Below are 16,798 nucleotides of genomic sequence, written 5' to 3'. Positions count from 1 at the left end.
GGTTGAAGCTGAAGCTGGGGGATCTGGCAGGGATCGAGGCCGACGCCGCCCGCGGGTTGGCGCGGGGGCTGGAGACGCGCGTGTCGGCGCTGGATCTGGCCACCACGACGCTGGAGCTGGCCTCGGAGCGGCGACAGACGGCCCTGTCTCTGGACGTGCCCGCCGGCCTGTCGGACATCAAGGCCAGCGTCGCCATCGGCGAGCGGCCCAACCGGTCGCCCTGGATCAGCCTGACGGGCGAGGACGGCGCCACGATCCGCACCGCCCAGACCCGCGTCTATATCCGCGCTCGCACCGCCCGGGCGTTGGCGGGGCTGGCGCAGGTCGAGGTCCCGCTGCTGGTCGAGCTGGCGGCTTCGGAGGCGCGGCTGGAGGCCATTCGTTGCCCCGGCGGGGCGGTCGATCTGGGCGTGCGGCCCGGCCTGGCGACGGCGGCCATCGGTGCGATCGACGAGACCCGGCTGGACGACTTCAAGACGCCGCTCAAGCCGCAGAAGGCGACCCTGCTGTCGCTGCTGAACCTGGTCACGGTCAAGGCCCGGTCGGAGCTGCAGGTGGCCAACACCGGCTTTCGCACGGTGCGCTTCAGCGAGGCCGACATCGCCGCCGCCCGCACCCGCACACTCAGCACCCGCGAGGGGGTCGCCAGCCTGACCGGGTCGTTGCTCACCGGCATGGAGCTGGATGTGAAGGCCGGGCCGCTGGGGCTGGGACTGGGCGATGTAGCCGGGGCGGTCGGGACCCTGCTGCGGCCGCTGGCCCCGGTGCTGGACGGGGTGGTGGGCGGCCTGCTGGATCTGCTGGGCGTCGGTCTGGGCGAGGCCGACGTGACCGTGCATGGCGCGCGCTGTGGCGACGACGCCGCCCGGCCAGCTTTGGTCGGCTGATCGTCGGATGGTCGCCCGTTCGTCGCATGATCCGGGCGGGAGCGTGCGCGGCGACCTATGGAGCGGGAAACAGCAAGGCGCATCCCATGACCCGTTCCGCCCTCCTCCTCTCGTCCGCCCTGGTCGTCGCCGGCCTGGGCCTGTCCGCTTGCGGCGATGCGGCGCCCGGCGCCAAGGGGCCCGGCACGTCCGCCGCGGCCCGGGTCGATCCGGCCCGCGTCATCTCGGGCTTTGTCCTGCCGCCCAGGGACGTGGACATGACCGGCGCCAAGGTGCTGGCCTGCCTGACCCCGCAGGAGACCTGCACCCAGGAGGCCGAGGTCCCGCTCAAGATCGAGAACGGTGTCGGCCGTTTCGAACTGATCGTGCCCGTCGTCGGCGACTACCACGTCATGGTGTGGAAGGACGTCGACGGCGACGAGACCCCCAACCCCGGCGACATCGTCGCCTTCGCCCACAATATGGAGGCCGTCGCCTCGGGCCAGCGCCTGACCGACATGGACGCCGTCGTGAAAAGCGAAGGCGTCATGGAGGCCAATTTCGGTGGTGAGCCGATGGGCGTCCAGGCCGAGCTTCAGGCCGCCGCCGCCGCCGTGCGCGCCGCCAATCTGACCGGCCGCTGGAGCCAGTCCTCGACCGGCAGCGAACTGGTCTGGGGGCCCGAGATCAAATTCCAGCCGATGATCTCGACCTCGGGCTTCGGCACCAATCTGGGCGGCACCTTCGGGTCCGGATCGGCGACCAACACGACCATCTCCTATTCGTTCAAGCCGATGCAGGTGCGCCGGACCATGACGATGGACGTGCGCCCCGACGGCAGCTTCCACTGGGTCGCCACCCAGGAACGCCGCCAGGGCAAATGCCGCAACGTCCGCCAGGAAAAGCGCGGCCGCGTCGCGATCCAGGGCGACCAGCTGACCCTGGTCGTCGCCGACGCCCGCCAGAGCTGCGGCGGCGGCGCGGTCGAACGGCTGGAGGCCAAGCCCGAGACCTTCACCCTGGCCCGTCAGGGCGCAGCCTTCCGCCTGACCGCCGACAAGGGCGTGAACTGGACCTTCAACCCGGCGGGTTGAGGCGCCGTTTCAGACCCGAAAAAGACAGTCTGAAAGGTCTGATTGGTCTGAAACGCGGCGATGGCGGCGGTGAAAAACAGGGTCTGATTCGTCTGAAACGTCTGAAATCCTCCGCGTCGCCGGACCGGGTCACAGGATGCCACAGGTCGGGCGGGCGCCGGGTCGAAAGGCGTCGGCGCGACGCCGGACGTTGAAACGGCGGCGCTTTTTGGAGGCGGCTATCCGATCAGGGGCGCCGGAAGGCGCTAGACGGCAACCGTAGGCTCTGTCGGCTTCGCGCTCCCGCGCGCCGCTGGGTGGCCCGGTCAAGCCGGGCCATGACGAAAGAAGGGTCAGTCCGCGTCCGGCGGCGGCGTCCAGTCCGGGTCATCGACGGGAACCAGTCCGCCGCCAGGTCGCGCCAGTCCGGGTTGTCCCGCTCGATCAGCGCCAGCTTCCAGTCGCGCATCCACTTCTTGATCCGCCGCTCGCGCCGGATCGCCTCGACCACCCAGGCATGCCGCTCGAACCAGACCAGGTGGTGACAGTCGTTCTCGTCGGTGAAGCCCGGGAACGCCCGCGTCTTGTGCTTCCACACCCGGCTTTCCAGGTTGGAGGTCGAGCCGGTGTAGAGCGTCCCGTTGCGCCCCTTGGCCATGATGTAGGTCGCGATAAAGGTGCGATGCGTCCCCATCCGCACAACCTATGCCTTTATCTTTCTTTCGTCATCCTCCGGCGAAGCGAAGCTGAGACCGGGGGACCCAGCGGCGCCGAAGGCGACCCTCAGCCCGCCCCGCCCCTCGACAGCTCCCCTCTCTCTTTCGTCATCCTCCGGCGCGCGCAGCGCGACCGGGGGACCCAGCGGCGTCCTCGCATCGCGAGGGCGAACCCCATCCGCCCCGTCCCCGACAGCTTCGCGCTCCCGCGCGCCGCTGGCTCCCCCGGTCTGCGCCGCTGACGCGGCTTGCCGGAGGATGACGAAAGAGAGCAAGCGCCAAACCGCAGGATGAGCAAAGCGCGCAAGCCCGGCTCGCCCGACCACCTTGTCTGATCGGGAGAAGGAAACGACGCGGACGCTAGAGCTATAGCGAGGGTGTTGGACAACTGCCTCGCGTATTAGGCAGCCATTTGCGGCAGGTCTTTCCAATCTGCGCTCGCCGGACGCACATGGGACGTGACCTGTGAAATAAGAGCTAGCGACTCAGAGGGCCAGTCGCTCAAGTTTTCAACGACGGCTTCCCTAGGCCACTCCGGCTGCGCTCGTTGCACATCAGAGAACTTCGTGTGGGCGAAGGCCACAGAGGGGGGGGCAGGGCTAATAATTTCAAACAAAGCCAAGCGACCGTCGCTAAGTTTCACCCCGAAATCGAAATCGTATTGGCTGCTGCTCGCGCCCAAAACAGCCACCTTCGACTGAACCATAGGCGTCGAGTAAGCCCGCTCCAACTTCTCCTTCACCGCATCGAATAGAGCACGTTCGCGATTTCTGGCCGAGCGCTCTAGCATTTGGGTAGCCCACGCCCGAGAAGCCTCAGCAACGAGGGCGATAGCAGTCGCAAGGTTATGTGCACCCACATCCTCAACGACGAAGGCATCCCCCTCAAAGCGTAAGCCCGATTGTTCCGCGATAGCTTCAGCTCTGCGGCGGTCACCGGGTCTCATATGATGAACGCCTTCGTCCAGAATGGCCGTGCGCCCTAAGCCCTCATCAGACACACGATACCCGCCACTTCTATTGGGTATGATCGTAAGATTGATCACGTCTCCACTAGGAAACAGTGTGGTTGTCGGAACATGAATCTGACCGTCAGCAAACCAAGGTTGCTGACTATTCGCGATTGCGTCTCGGAGAGCTTCGTATTGGTCTGACACTAGAAAAGCTCCGGCCGGTGAGGCGGGGGCGGGATGCTCCCTACGATATTACATCTGTCTAGGAAGAACATCATGGCAACGTCGAAATCGGTCACAGCAGGATCGACGACATACGCGTCGTACCTTTCCCGAGGTTGACGCTGGCGAGGCCAGCGACGGTTCAACTCCCATGGATAGAAGCGCGTTTCGTCCGCAGGAAGTCTCCTACCACGTAGATTGAGCGGCAAGTCAGGACGAAAAGAGTTCACGTGTTCAGCCTTGGGCCTAAAGCTCAATCGCTGAACCGGGTCGCCAGCGGCGATCAGAACTACGCTTACAGACTGCCTTTGAGTCCGTATTGTTGCATTGCCACGAATTTCCACCCCGCTCGCAACGATACCATCCAACAGCAATGGGGCGACAAGAAGCGCCCGGCCATTAGTTGTCGGGTCTTCTTGCCAATGCGGCTGGCCACCGATCTCTTTGCGATGCGCTAGCAGTCGGTCAACTTCGTCAAGAGACAGCATCTCCTAACATCACGCGGTTTTTTGAGTCGCGTAAACCCAAGATTGTCTAATGCACCCGCGCCTTCCCGATCTCCAGCCCGCCTTCGCCCGCTGACACCGCAATAACCCCGCCGTCCTCGATCTCGCCGGCCAGCAGTTTCCTGGCCATCGGGTCGACCAGCTCCTTTTGGATAACGCGTTTCAGGGGGCGGGCGCCGTAGACGGGGTCGTAGCCCTTGTCGGCGAGCCAGGTCAGGGCGCTGTCGTCGATGGCCAGGGTCAGGCGGCGGTCGGCCATCAGCTTTTCCAGGCGGGCCAGCTGGATGCGGACGATGCCGCCCATCTGTTCGCGGCCCAGACGGCGGAACAGGATGATCTCGTCGATGCGGTTCAGGAACTCGGGCCGGAAGTGGGCGCGGACGGCCTCCATGACCCAAGGGCGGACGGCCTCGACGTCCTCGCCCTCGGCCTGGTTGGCCAGGGCGTCCGAGCCCAGGTTCGAGGTCATGATGATCAGGGTGTTCTTGAAGTCGATGGTCCGGCCCTGACCGTCTGTCAGGCGGCCGTCGTCCAGCACCTGAAGCAGGGTATTGAACACGTCGGGGTGGGCCTTTTCGACCTCGTCGAACAGGACGACCTGATAGGGGCGGCGGCGCACGGCCTCGGTCAGGGCGCCGCCCTCGTCATAACCGACATAACCGGGCGGGGCGCCGATCAGGCGGGAGACGCTGTGCTTCTCCATATATTCGGACATGTCGATGCGGGTGATGGCGCTGTCGTCGTCGAACAGGAAGGCGGCCAGGGCCTTGGTCAGCTCGGTCTTGCCGACGCCCGTGGGCCCCAGGAACAGGAAGGAGCCGAGCGGGCGGTTGGGGTCGTTCAGCCCGGCGCGGGCGCGGCGCACGGCGTCGGACACGGCCTCCAGCGCCTCGTCCTGGCCGACGACGCGGGCGCGCAGGGCGTCCTCCATCGACAGCAGTTTTTCGCGCTCGCCCTCCAGCATCTTGTCGACCGGGACGCCGGTCCAGCGGCTGACGACGGCGGCGATCTGTTGGGCGTCGACGACCTCGGGGGTCAGGGGGCCTTCGGCGGGGGCCTCGTTCGCCTCGGCCTCGGCCAACTGCTTTTCCAGCTGGGGGATCTGGCCGTAGGCGATCTCTGACGCGCGGCCCAGATCGCCGGAGCGCTGGGCGGCGGCCAGTTCAAGGCGCAGGCGGTCCAGGGTCTCGCGCAACTGGGCGCCCTGCCCGACCTTTTCCTTTTCCGACTTCCAGCGGGCGGTCAGGTCGTCGGACTCGGCCTGCAAGGCGTCGATCTCGTCGTCCAGCCGCTCAAGCCGGTGGCGAGAGGCGTCGTCGGTTTCCTTTTTCAGGGCCTCGCGCTCGATCTTCAGCTGGACCAGGCGGCGGTCGATCTCGTCCAGGGCCTCGGGCTTGCTGTCCACGGCCATGCGGACGCGGCTGGCGGCCTCGTCGATCAGGTCGATCGCCTTGTCGGGCAGGAAGCGGTCGGTGATGTAGCGGTTCGACAAGGTGGCGGCGGCCACGATGGCGCCGTCGGCGATGCGCACGCCGTGGTGGACCTCGTACTTCTCCTTCAGGCCGCGCAGGATCGAGACGGTGTCCTCGACGCTGGGTTCGGCGACGAAGACCGGCTGGAAGCGCCGGGCCAGGGCGGCGTCCTTTTCCACATGCTTACGGTATTCATCCAGGGTCGTCGCGCCGACACAGTGCAGCTCGCCGCGCGCCAGGGCGGGTTTCAGCAGGTTGGAGGCGTCCATGGCGCCGTCGCCCTTTCCGGCGCCGACCAGGGTGTGCATCTCGTCGATGAACAGGATGACCTGGCCCTCGGCGGCGGCGGTCTCGTTCAGCACGGCCTTCAGCCGCTCCTCGAACTCGCCCCGGTATTTGGCGCCGGCGATCAGGCTGCCCATGTCCAGCGACAGGACCTTCTTGTCCTTGAGGCTTTCGGGCACGTCGCCGTTGACGATGCGCAGGGCCAGACCCTCGACGATGGCGGTCTTGCCGACGCCGGGCTCGCCGATCAGGACGGGGTTGTTCTTGGTGCGGCGGGCCAGCACCTGGATGGTGCGGCGGATCTCCTCGTCGCGGCCGATGACGGGGTCGACCTTGCCGTCGCGGGCGGCTTCGGTCAGGTCGCGGGCATAGCGGTTCAGCGCGTCATAGGCGTCTTCGGCCCCGGCGCTGTCGGCGGTCTTGCCCTTGCGAATGTCGGCGATGGCGGCCTCAAGCTTCTGGGGCGTGACGCCGACCTGTTTCAGCGCCTCGGCCGCAGGGCCGCCCTCTTTCGCCACGGCCCACAGCAAGCGTTCGGTGGTGACGAAGGCGTCGCCGGACTTTTTCGACGCCTCTTCGGCGGCGCTGAACACGCGGGCGGTGTCGCCGTCCAGATACAGCTGGCCCGAGCCGCCCTGGACCTGGGGCCGCTTCTTCAGCAGGCCCTCGACCACGGCCTCGGCCGCGGCGGGATCGCCGCCTGCGGCGCCGATCAGCTTGCGCGCCAGACCGTCGCGTTCCTCAAGCAGAACCTTGAGCAGGTGTTCGGGCGCGAACTGCTGGTGCCGGCGGGCGAGGGCCAGCGACTGGGCGGACTGGACCGACTGTTTGGCGCGGTCGGAATAGAGGTCGAGGTTCATCGTTACATCCCCTGTCAGGCGGATCATGGACCTTTCGGCGCCCTTCACGAAGCGACGCCTTGAGCCGTGTCGATACCGAGGTGGGCAGATGTCGGGCAGGGATCAAGAGGGACGGGCCGGATCGACGGAACCTCTGCCTTTGCCTGACGCTTGCACCCGCATGGTGACGACCAAGATGAACCCCCGCGTCTTCTGGGGCGCCAGCGCCATCGCGGGGGCCCTGCTGACGCTCGCCCTTATCGCCCCTTCGACCTCTGGTCTGGTGTTCAGTCGGGCGCAGGCCTGGGTGATCGACACCTTCGGGTGGTTTTATGTGGCGGCGGTGGCGGGGTTCCTGCTGTTCGTCGCCGTGCTGGCGATCAGTCCGGCGGGGCGTCTGAAGCTGGGGCCGGAAGACGCCGAGCCGGATTTTCCCTATGTCTCGTGGCTGGCCATGCTGTTCGCGGCGGGCATGGGCATCGGCCTGATGTATTTCGCCGTCGCCGAGCCGGTGCAGCACTATATCGCCCCGCCGGACGTGCAGCCGGGGACCTTCCTGGCCGCGCGCGAGGCGATGGTCATCACCTATACCCACTGGGGCGTCCACGCCTGGGCCATCTATGCGGTGGTGGGGCTCAGCCTGGCCTATTTCGCGCACCGGAAGGGCCTGCCGCTGACCATGCGGTCGGGCCTCTATCCGCTGCTGGGCAAGCAGATCGACGGGCCGATCGGCGACGCGGTCGACATCTTCGCCATCTGCGGGACGCTGTTCGGGATCGCGACGTCGCTGGGCCTGGGCGTGGCGCAGATGACGTCGGGGCTGCACTATGTGTTCGGCCTGCCCAATACGGTGGTCGTTCAGGTCGTGCTGATCGCGGTCGTCATGGGCGTCGCCACCCTGTCGGTCCTGTCGGGCGTGGACCGGGGCGTGCGCCGACTGTCCGAGCTGAATCTGGTGCTGGCCGTCGGGCTGATGCTGTTCGTTCTGGCCGTGGGGCCGACGCTGTTCCTGCTGCGCGCCTATGTGCAGAATTTCGGTCTGTATCTGGACCATTTCTTCGTCCGCACCTTCACCCTCTACGCCTATGAGCCGCGCGCCTGGATGGCGGACTGGACCCTGTTCTACTGGGCCTGGTGGATCGCCTGGTCGCCGTTTGTGGGCATGTTCATCGCCCGTATCTCGCGCGGGCGGACGGTCAGGGAGTTTATCGCCGGGGTGCTGCTGGTCCCGACCGCCTTCACCTTCCTGTGGATGACGATCTTCGGCAATTCGGCCATGGCCTTCGACATGGGCTCGGCTGCAGGGGCGATCTCACAGGCCGTCCAGACGGACCTGTCGACGGCCCTGTTCCATTTCCTGGAGTATCTGCCGGGCGCGGCGATCACCTCGACCCTGGCCATCGCGCTGGTCGGCGTCTTCTTCGTCACCTCGGCGGACTCCGGCTCGCTGGTCATCGACACCATCGCGTCCGGCGGGGCGGAGGACACGCCGCGCTGGCAGCGCATCTACTGGTGCGTGATGCTGGGCCTGGCGGCGGCGCTGCTGCTGCTGGCCGGGGGGCTGGGCGCCTTGCAGGCCGCGACCCTGGTGGCGGCCCTGCCGTTCGCCGTGATCATGATCCTGCTGGCCTTCGGTCTGACGCGCCAGATCAACGCCGACCTGAAGGGCGAGGCCGTCGATGTGGAGCATGCGCCGATCGGCGAGCGGCTGAAGCGCATTCTGTCGCCCGCCAGCCGCAAGGACATCGCGCGTCAGCTGGAGCGCAACGCCGCCCCCGCCTTGGTCGAGGTTCGCGACGCCCTGATCGGCGAGGGGCTGGAGAACAGCCGCGTGGAGATGGACGAGGCCGCGGTCTGGCTGGTGACGGAGCACGCGAACGGCCGCGACTTCCTGTACCGCGTCGGGATGCGGTCGCGGCCTCGTCCCGCATTGACCGCACTGGAGGCGCCCGAGGGCCGGCGAGCCCTGGAATGGCGGATGGTCGCCCAGACGGGCGACGGCAGCCGGCCCCGGGACGTCACGGGCTTCACCCGCGCCCAGCTGGTGGCGGACGTGCTGGAACAGCTGGGCCTGTGGCGTCTGGCCTAAGCCGTCTGGCCTGAGGCCTTATCCGCCCGACGGACCGGTCGAGAAGTCGAACTGTTCCGGCTGACGGCGCGGGCTGGAGCCGAGGGTGTAGGTCAGGCCGACGTAGAAGGCGCGCAGCTTGATGTTCTGCTCGGCGCGTTCACGGAACAGCGGCGTGTCATAGACCGTCGCACTGTTGAAGCTGTTGAACAGGTCGCGGCCGGTGAAGTTGAAGGACAGCTTGTCCGTCAACTTGCGGCGATAGCCCAGGTTGACCATGCCGCCGCCCTCGCGCGTGCCCTGCGCCTGCAGGCTGTCGCCGTGCCACATGCCCATCAGCTGGACGAAGTCATCGGGCGTCGGCTGCCAGTTCAGGCTGAGACGGCCCGATGCGATGACGTCTTCGCGGTCCTGGCCGCCGACGATGCCCGCCGCGTCGATCCGCTGCTGGAACACATTGACGCTGGCGTTGTAGCGCAGCGTCGAGTGCAGGCGGCCGTTGGCGGTGACCTCGACGCCCATGTCGCGACGCGCGCCCAGATTCTCGGGCCGGGTCAGCAGGACGCCGCCGCCGATGTCGGTCGCCACATCGGTGAAGGCCTTGTCCGTGTCACGATAATAGGCCGTCGCCTGATAGAAGGTCTGACCCTGGCGCATCTGCCACATGGCCTCGAAGGAGTCCGTTTCCTGCGGCTCCAGGTCGGGATTGCCGGAGCGCAGGTTCAGCGGATCCTGATAGGAGACGAAGGGATTCAGCTGGTTCGGCTGGGGTCGCTGGATGCGGCGCGAATAGCTGGCCCGCAGGGTCTGGGCGTCGGTCAGCTGATACTGAATATGCGCCGTCGGATAGGCGCGGAAATAGTCCTGCGACGCCGAGGTTCCGCCGGTCAGGTCCTCGATCTCGATGTCCGCCTGCTCCAGCCGCAGCCCGGCCTGGGCCGACAGCTTTTCGGTCAGGGGCTTTTCCCATGTGCCGTAAAGGGCGTGCACGGTCTGGTGCGCCTCGAACCGGTTGCTGAGCGCGGGCACGACGGTCAGGGCGGCTTCGGACGGGCCGCGCAGCAGGGTCGTTTCCTGATCCGGGCGCTGATCGGTGAGCTCATAACCCAGACGCACCTTGCCGCCGTCCGCCGTCGGCCGGGTGTAGGCGCTGGTGAAGCCCAGATTGACCTGATCGGTCTCGTTTTCCGACCGTTCGTACAGAGACGGGGTGGAGGGTAGGTCGTAGGTGAAGCCGCCTTGGGCCGTGGTCTCGTTGCTGTTGCGGTCGTAGCGCAGCTCGTTCGACCATTCATGGCCCGAGGTGTCGAACTGATGCAGCACGCGGGCGGTGGCGCCCCAGTTGACGAAGTCGAACTCGACCCGGCCGTCGCGCCGATAGGCGCTGGTCAGCACGCCCGCGCCGTCGCGCGTCTGGAACAGGGCGGCGTTGGTCCCGTCGCCGTTGAAGGCCATGCCGCGCAGCTCGGCGGTCAGCTGGGTCTTGTCGGTCACGCGGTACTCGGCCGACAGGCGGCTGAAGGCCCCGCCCTGATCCATATCCACGCCCATATCCGAGCGGGTGGTGGAGACCACGGCGCCGGTGGCCGGGTCGAGCTGTTCGCGCACCCGGTTGAACTCGACGGTGTTGGGGTCGGCCCGATAGCTCAGGTCGCCGGACAGGGTCAGTTTACCGTCCTGGCGCGAGCCGCTGATCCCGCCGTTCCAGCGGCCGTTGTCGCCGACGTTGGCGCGGACCGAACCGGTCGTCTGGGTTCCGGGACGAGGCGCCGTGGGCTTGGTGATCAGGTTGATGACCCCGCCGGACCCTTCAGGGCTGTAGGCGGCGGAGGGATTGGTCATGACCTCGATGCGGGCGTACTGGTCCGCCGGCAGCTGCAGCAGGGCCTGGGCGCGGCTCTGGCCCGTCAGGACGCCCGACGGACGGCCGTCGACCAGGATGGTGACGTTGGAATCGCCCCGCAGCGAGACATTGCCGTCCGGGTCCACGTCCACCGACGGCACGTTGCGCAGGGCGTCGGCCAGGCTGCCGGTGGTGGCCTGCAGATCGTTGGCCAGGCTGTAGCTGACGGAATCGATCGAGGTGCGCACGTCGTCGGCGCGGCCGCTGACCACCACGTCCTCGACCTTTGCGGGCGTGTCCTGCGACGGCTGGTCCTGGGGGGCGGGCGCTGGAGCGGCCTGGGCCCGGGCCGTCTGGGCTGGGGCTGTCTGGGCCGGGGCCGTCTGGGCGAGCGCGGGGGCGCCGAAGGCGGCCATCGCCACGCCGGTCAGCAGAGCGGTTTGAAAGCGGGTCATGGGGGGCGTCCTGGGGGCCTGGGTCGTCGGCAGGCGGTTATCAGCAAAGGCCACCCTGCCCTACTTACTTTGCGGCAATGTTTCGGGGGTGTTGCGGCAGGTTGCAGCCTGGACACGAAACGGCGACGCCCCCTTGGCTTTCGGCGAACAGCCGCGCTAGCGTCGCGGCCCTGATGTCGGGAGCTTATCGATGACCACCGTCCGCCTGTCGCGCCGTTCCGCCCTGTTCGCCTCCGCCGGAGCGGCGGGCGCGGTCGCCTTGCCCTCGGCCAGCTGGGCGCGCCAGGCGGCGGTGACCGATGACGCGCTGATCGCGGCGGTGGACGCCTATGTGAAGCGTGCCATGGCGGCGTTTCCGGATCAGCCGGCGGTGTCGGTCGCCGTGGTGCGCGAAGGCGCGCCGTTGCTGGCCCGCGGCTATGGCGTGCGGAAGAAGGGCGACACGCGCCCCATCGACGAACACACCGTCTTCGCCATCGCCTCGAACACCAAGGCGGTGACCGCCGCCGCCCTGGCTATCCTGGTCGACGAGGGCAAGGTGAAGTGGGACGAGCCGGTGAAAACCTATCTGCCCGGCTTTACCCTGTCGGACCCGGTGATCGGCGAGCGGATCACGGTGCGCGATACGCTGAGCCACCGCGCCGGTTTCGGCCTGGGCGCCGGCGACCTGTTGTTCTGGCCCAACAGCACGCGGACGCGGGCCGAGGTGATGGCGGCGGTTCCGTTCGTGCCGATCGAAGACGGGTTCCGGGCGCGCTATCACTATTGCAACCTGATGTTCGTGGTGGCGGGCGAGATCGTCGCCGCCGCATCGGGCATGCCGTGGGAGCAGTTCGTCCAGACACGGATCCTGGACAAGCTGGGCATGACCGAGACCGTGCCGCTGGCGAAGCTGGCCGATCCGGCCAGGTCGGCCCTGCCGCATGGGCGGGTCGGGCCGCCGCTGCGTTACCAGGGCGCGATGCAGACCATCGGCCAGTCGATCGCCGAGGTCTGGAATTGGGATTCGGCGGGCGCCGCGGGCGGCATCTGCACCACGCCCGGGGACTGGGCCAAATGGATCGCGGTGCAGCTGAAGGGCGGCGAACTGCCGGACGGCACGCGCCTGTTTTCCGAGGTGGCGGGGCGCGAGATGTGGCGGCCGAACATCATCGTCTCGTCCTCGGCCGGGCCGACCGGCGAGCTGCCCGGCCGGGCCATCGCCTCGACCTACGCCATGGGCTGGCAGGTCCAGGATTATCGCGGCGAGCGGATGGTGACGCACGGCGGCGGGGCGCCGGGATACATTTCGGGCACGGTGCTGATCCCGGGGCGCAAGCTGGGCTTCTCGGTCTTCACCAATGCGGAAGAGAGCTTGCTGCTGCGGGCGCTGCGCTCGGGGATCGCCGACATCCTGATGGGCAAGGCCGACTTCGACTGGGTCGCCGACGGGGTGAAGCTGCGGGACGAGGGCAATGTGAAGTCGATCAAGGCCGCCGCCGAGATCGACGCCAAACAGGCGGCGGGCGCGGCGCCGTCGCTGGCCCTGGCGGCCTATGTCGGGACGTGGCGCGACCCCTGGTACGGCGACATCGTCATCGAACAGAAGACCGAAGGGCGGGGGCGGAACCGCAAATCGGGCCTGTGGATCGCATTCACCCACACGCCCGCGCTGAAGGGCTGGCTGGAGCCGTATGACGGCGAGACCTTCCGCACGCGGTTCATCGACAAACGCGAGGAGGACGCCTTCGTCACCTTCAAAGTCGAGGGCGGCGCGGCCGTGTCGGCGACGCTGAAGGGCGTCAGTCCCGACATCGACTTCAGCTACGACTATCAGGACCTGAAGCTGACCCGCGTCTGAGCGCCGGATCAGGGACCGGGCGGCGGGTGAACGAAATCCGCCGCCGCGCCTTATCGAAACGTCCGCTCAGGAGGGGTTCCTTGCCGCATTTCTATTTCCACACCGAGAACGGCGAGCGATTCGCCGATGAGGACGGGGTCGAATTGGCGGACGAGGACGCCGCGCGCGCCGAGGCGGTCAAGGTGATGGGCGAGATCCTGCTGCACCGGGGGGCCGCCACCTTCTGGGAGACGGGGGTGTTCAAGGTCATCGTGATGGACGCCGAACAGAACCCCGTGGTCGTGCTGACGGCCAGAGCGGGGGAAGCGTTGAACTAGACGCGGGCGGCGTCGGTGACGGCCTGGCCCGACGCGGTCAGGACCAGTCTTTCGCCGTCGAACACCTCGACCTGATGGACGCTGTCCCATTCGCCCAGGATGGACGGCAGGGCGGCCTCGACCTGATGATCGCCGTCGCATTCCAGGTGGCGCAGTTGCGGCACCTGACCGGGGCGTGTGGTCACCAGGCAAAGGTATGATGTCATGCAGGACGCCCCCGCGCGACGATCGCGCACCTTTGCCATAAGCCATTATGAAAGCTGGACATTCACATATGTGAATTGCGAGGCAGGCAAAGTCTGACACGGGCTTACGGCAACGCTTGGTCAATCCACGCGTTGGGCCGATAGGAACGACAGACCGCCATGACGAACGCCCTGATCGAAAAGCTGTCGCGTAGGGACCAGCTTTCGCCTGTGGAGATCGCGGCGTTGAAAGATGTGCTGGATCCGCCCCGCGCCATCGCCGCCAATGTCGACATCATGCGTGAGCACGCCCACGCCTCGCACAGCCTGCTGATCGTGTCGGGCCTGACCGCCCGCTATTCGACGCTGAGCGACGGGCGGCGACAGATCACCGAGATCAATGTGACGGGCGACTTCGTCGATCTGCACAGCCTGCTGATGAAACAGATGGACCACGGCGTCATGACCCTGACCCCGTGCGAGATCTCCAGCGCGCCGCACAGCCGCCTGCGCGACCTGACCGAGAAACATCCCCATCTGGCGCGGATGCTGTGGCTGGAGACGGTGGTGGACGCCGCTATCCACCGGCAGTGGCTGGTGGCCATGGGGCGGCGCAGCGGACTGGGCCATCTGGCCCACCTTCTGTGCGAACTCTATGTGCGGCTGAAGGCCGTGGGCCAGACCGAGGGGGCCGGGTTCGACCTGCCGCTGACCCAGTCGATGCTGGGCGACGCCCTGGGCCTGTCGACGGTGCATGTGAACCGGCTGATCGCCGAACTGCGGCGCGAGGGCCTGGTGCGCTGGAACCAGTCGCGCGTCGAGATCATCAACTGGCCGCGACTGGCCGCCATCGCCGAGTTCGACCCGACCTATCTGCGGCTACAGAACGAGCCGGTCTAGAGGTCAGCGCGCGGTCTGCGGGCGCTGACCGGCCTCCAGGATCGGCATGCCCGCCTCGGTCGGGATGTAGATGACCTGGCGATCGCCCTGACCCGAGGTTTCCTGAAGCATGTTGATATAGCTCCAGCGCAGATAGTTGTCGGGGCCGCCCAGCGACTGGGCCATGATGCGGTTGGCCTCGTTCGTGCCCTTGGCGCGCTCGATCTCGGCCCGGGCGGTCAGGGTGGCGGAATCCAGCGCCGCCTGGGCCTCCAGCACGCGGATGCGGCGGTTCTGAACCGCCTCTTCGTACGCCGCCTTACCCGCCATCTGCTTGGAATAGACGTTGTAGGTCGGGAAGCCGACCAGCACGACCAGCAGCACTGCCACGATAGCGACGATCATTCCCAAAGTCAGTCCGGCGTTGCGCATGACGAATCCCCTCTTCCTGAAACCGGCGTCACCGTTGGCGGTCGGCGGGACGCGGGTCAAGCAGCAGACCTGAAACGGTCGCCGCCAGCAGGCGCGGCGCCAGCGGCAGGCGCGCGACCTTGCCCAGCACATGATCACGGATCCACGGCAGGACGCGGCCGTCCGCCTGATAGAAGGGGGTGAAGGTCAGACTGAGGGCCTGATACAGCCGCACATGCCAGCGCCGGGCGGCGGCATAGGCGTTGAGGGCGCGGTCCAGATCGCCGTGCCGATCCAGCGCCTGCGCCAGGGCGTGGGCGTCCAGCAGGCCCATGTTGACCCCCTGCCCCAGCTGCGGACTGGTGGCGTGGGCGGCGTCGCCGATGATCGCCAGCCGGGGGCCGACCGGGCGATGGACGGTGTGGTGGCGATAGCGGGCGAAGGTCAGTTGCCCGGGGTCGGTCAGGCCGGCCACGACGGGGGCGACGCGCGGCCACAGGGCGGCGACCTCGTCCCGCCATGCGCCCAGACCACCGGACAGCCAGGCCGCATGCGCGTCGGCCCGCAGGCTCCAGAAGAAGGTGGCCAGTCGCTGGGGGCTGTCGGGGCGACGGCCCACGGGCAGGACGCCGATCATCTTGTCCGCGCCGCGATAGACCTGCTCCAGCGCCTGCTCATCGAAGCCGTCGCCGGGCCACGGGACGGTGGCCCACAGGGCGCCATAGGCGAAGGCCCGCCCGCCGTTGGCCGAGCCGCCGGACAGGGGCGCGGCGATGCGCGACCCGGCGCCGGAGGCATCGACCACCAGATCGAACCGTGCGGTCGTCGATCCGTCGGCCCGGACCAGCCGCCCGTCGTCGGCGCCGGTGATCTCGCAGCCGGTCTGGACAGTCACCCCGTCGGCCAAGGCGGCGCGGAACAGCACGTCGAACAGGGCGGCGCGGTGGACGCCCAGCGCCGGGCGCGGCGTGTTCAGATCGTCGTACCGCACGTCCAGCACCGTGCGGCCGGTCGGGGCGGCGCAACCGAACAGGCGCCGCACCGGCTGGGCCAGGACCTCGACCTGCGGCGTCAGGTCCAGCGTATCGAGAACCGCCTGGCCGGTGGGCTGCAGCAGGAAGCCCGCGCCGACCGGGCGAGCGGCGTCGAACCGTTCGTGGATCGTCACGCGTCGCCCCTGACGCGCCAGCATCAGGGCCAGGGCCAGGCCAGTGGGGCCGGCGCCGACGACGGCGATGTCGCGCGGCCCGGCCGGTTTCAGGCGGCCGGCAGTCAGGGGGTGGGGACCAGTTCGATCAGATCGAGGTTGGACTCGTTCTGCGGCCACGGGATCACCAGTCGCCAGCGCCGCTCGCCGGTCCGCTCCAGCACGGCGACCAGATCGCGGTCGGGCCGCTGGCCGTAGGAGTTGGCGGGCGGTTCGGACGCCAGGGCCATCGAGCCCAGCATGACCATGTGGCGGTCGTTCTCGGGGAACAGCAGGCCGGAGGGGCGCTGTGAGCCGGTCAGCTTGGAGAATTTCAGGCCGCGCGGCGTGTCCTCGATCCGGCAGGCGAACCAGCCATAGACGACATAGCCCAGCCCGTCCTCGCCGCCCTGTGAGCCCAGCTTGACGGTGCGGCAGCGATAGTCGCCAGCGGGCGGAATGACCGAGGGACGGGCGGCGTCCGGCTCGATCAGTTCGCCCAGGGCGCGCAGGTCGCCCGAGCCGCGCTGGCGGCGGGCCTGTTGCAGGGCCAGCTCCCAGGCCGAATCGCGGCGGGTGTAGCGATCACGGTCCGTACTGGTGATGATGGTGCGCCAGTCGCGCAGCATCGGCGCGGGCGTCCCGACATCGCCGCCCGAAGGCGGCGGCGGCGGGGGCGGCGA

13 protein-coding genes and 1 pseudogene are annotated in these 16,798 nt (G+C 67.9%); 6 read left to right on the top strand and 8 right to left on the bottom strand.

The window, feature by feature from the left end:
* Together EON91_RS11510 and EON91_RS11505 are read left to right on the top strand one after the other, a co-directional pair.
* Nucleotides 1-887 (top strand): annotated as a pseudogene (locus EON91_RS11510) (hypothetical protein); the annotation flags it as partial.
* 86 nt (nucleotides 888-973) lie between these two features.
* Nucleotides 974-1,960 (top strand): hypothetical protein, encoded by a 987-nt coding sequence (locus EON91_RS11505; RefSeq protein ID WP_292094852.1) that lies wholly within the window; start codon nucleotides 974-976, stop codon nucleotides 1,958-1,960.
* A 226-nt stretch (nucleotides 1,961-2,186) separates the two neighbouring features.
* Here EON91_RS11505 and EON91_RS11500 read toward each other — a convergent pair whose 3' ends face one another.
* From EON91_RS11500 to clpB, 3 genes are all read right to left on the bottom strand, one after another.
* The gene (locus tag EON91_RS11500; RefSeq protein ID WP_292094849.1) at nucleotides 2,187-2,633 is read right to left on the bottom strand and encodes a GIY-YIG nuclease family protein; all 447 of its coding nucleotides are present in this window, start codon (nucleotides 2,631-2,633) and stop codon (nucleotides 2,187-2,189) included.
* A gap of 422 nt (nucleotides 2,634-3,055) precedes the next feature.
* Nucleotides 3,056-3,700: a hypothetical protein gene (locus EON91_RS11495; protein ID WP_292094846.1), complete on the bottom strand. Its 645-nt coding sequence runs from the start codon at nucleotides 3,698-3,700 to the stop codon at nucleotides 3,056-3,058.
* Nucleotides 3,701-4,363: 663 nt separating this feature from the next.
* Entirely contained in the window at nucleotides 4,364-6,952 is a 2,589-nt protein-coding gene (gene clpB / locus EON91_RS11490) for an ATP-dependent chaperone ClpB (protein ID WP_292094843.1), read from the bottom strand.
* Nucleotides 6,953-7,091: 139 nt separating this feature from the next.
* Between clpB and EON91_RS11485 the strand changes: the two genes are divergently transcribed.
* A complete protein-coding gene (locus EON91_RS11485) occupies nucleotides 7,092-9,020 on the top strand; it encodes a BCCT family transporter (RefSeq protein ID WP_292094841.1) in 1,929 nt (642 codons plus the stop codon).
* Nucleotides 9,021-9,038: 18 nt separating this feature from the next.
* Here the strand turns inward: EON91_RS11485 and EON91_RS11480 are convergent, their stop codons facing one another.
* Nucleotides 9,039-11,297: a TonB-dependent receptor gene (locus tag EON91_RS11480; RefSeq protein WP_292094839.1), complete on the bottom strand. Its 2,259-nt coding sequence runs from the start codon at nucleotides 11,295-11,297 to the stop codon at nucleotides 9,039-9,041.
* A 190-nt stretch (nucleotides 11,298-11,487) separates the two neighbouring features.
* On the opposite strand from EON91_RS11480, the gene EON91_RS11475 reads away from it, so the two are divergent.
* Both EON91_RS11475 and EON91_RS11470 read left to right on the top strand, forming a co-directional pair.
* Nucleotides 11,488-13,137 carry a serine hydrolase gene (locus EON91_RS11475; protein WP_292094837.1) on the top strand — a complete coding sequence of 550 codons (1,650 nt, stop codon included), beginning with the start codon at nucleotides 11,488-11,490 and terminating at the stop codon, nucleotides 13,135-13,137.
* A gap of 80 nt (nucleotides 13,138-13,217) precedes the next feature.
* Nucleotides 13,218-13,454 (top strand): hypothetical protein, encoded by a 237-nt coding sequence (locus EON91_RS11470; RefSeq protein ID WP_292094835.1) that lies wholly within the window; start codon nucleotides 13,218-13,220, stop codon nucleotides 13,452-13,454.
* On the opposite strand, the gene EON91_RS11465 is transcribed toward EON91_RS11470, so the two are convergent.
* Nucleotides 13,451-13,660 carry a hypothetical protein gene (locus EON91_RS11465; RefSeq protein ID WP_292094832.1) on the bottom strand — a complete coding sequence of 70 codons (210 nt, stop codon included), beginning with the start codon at nucleotides 13,658-13,660 and terminating at the stop codon, nucleotides 13,451-13,453. The two genes, EON91_RS11470 and EON91_RS11465, sit on opposite strands and share 4 nt — an antisense overlap.
* 159 nt (nucleotides 13,661-13,819) lie before the next feature.
* On the opposite strand from EON91_RS11465, the gene EON91_RS11460 reads away from it, so the two are divergent.
* Nucleotides 13,820-14,539, top strand: coding sequence for a Crp/Fnr family transcriptional regulator (locus EON91_RS11460; RefSeq protein WP_292094830.1), 720 nt, complete (start codon nucleotides 13,820-13,822; stop codon nucleotides 14,537-14,539).
* A gap of 3 nt (nucleotides 14,540-14,542) precedes the next feature.
* Here EON91_RS11460 and EON91_RS11455 read toward each other — a convergent pair whose 3' ends face one another.
* The 3 genes from EON91_RS11455 to EON91_RS11445 all read right to left on the bottom strand — a co-directional run.
* Nucleotides 14,543-14,950, bottom strand: coding sequence for a hypothetical protein (locus tag EON91_RS11455; RefSeq protein WP_292094827.1), 408 nt, complete (start codon nucleotides 14,948-14,950; stop codon nucleotides 14,543-14,545).
* A 28-nt stretch (nucleotides 14,951-14,978) separates the two neighbouring features.
* Nucleotides 14,979-16,256, bottom strand: coding sequence for an NAD(P)/FAD-dependent oxidoreductase (locus tag EON91_RS11450; RefSeq protein ID WP_292094826.1), 1,278 nt, complete (start codon nucleotides 16,254-16,256; stop codon nucleotides 14,979-14,981).
* The coding region (locus EON91_RS11445; protein WP_292094825.1) for a DUF4893 domain-containing protein at nucleotides 16,202-16,798 on the bottom strand (597 nt) is incomplete at its 5' end. The genes EON91_RS11450 and EON91_RS11445, both read right to left, overlap by 55 nt.

Source organism: Brevundimonas sp. (assembly GCF_004210735.1).
GTDB lineage: Bacteria > Pseudomonadota > Alphaproteobacteria > Caulobacterales > Caulobacteraceae > Brevundimonas.
The sequence above is the reverse complement of the archived record's forward strand: the minus strand, read 5'-3'. Positions and strand labels throughout refer to the sequence as shown.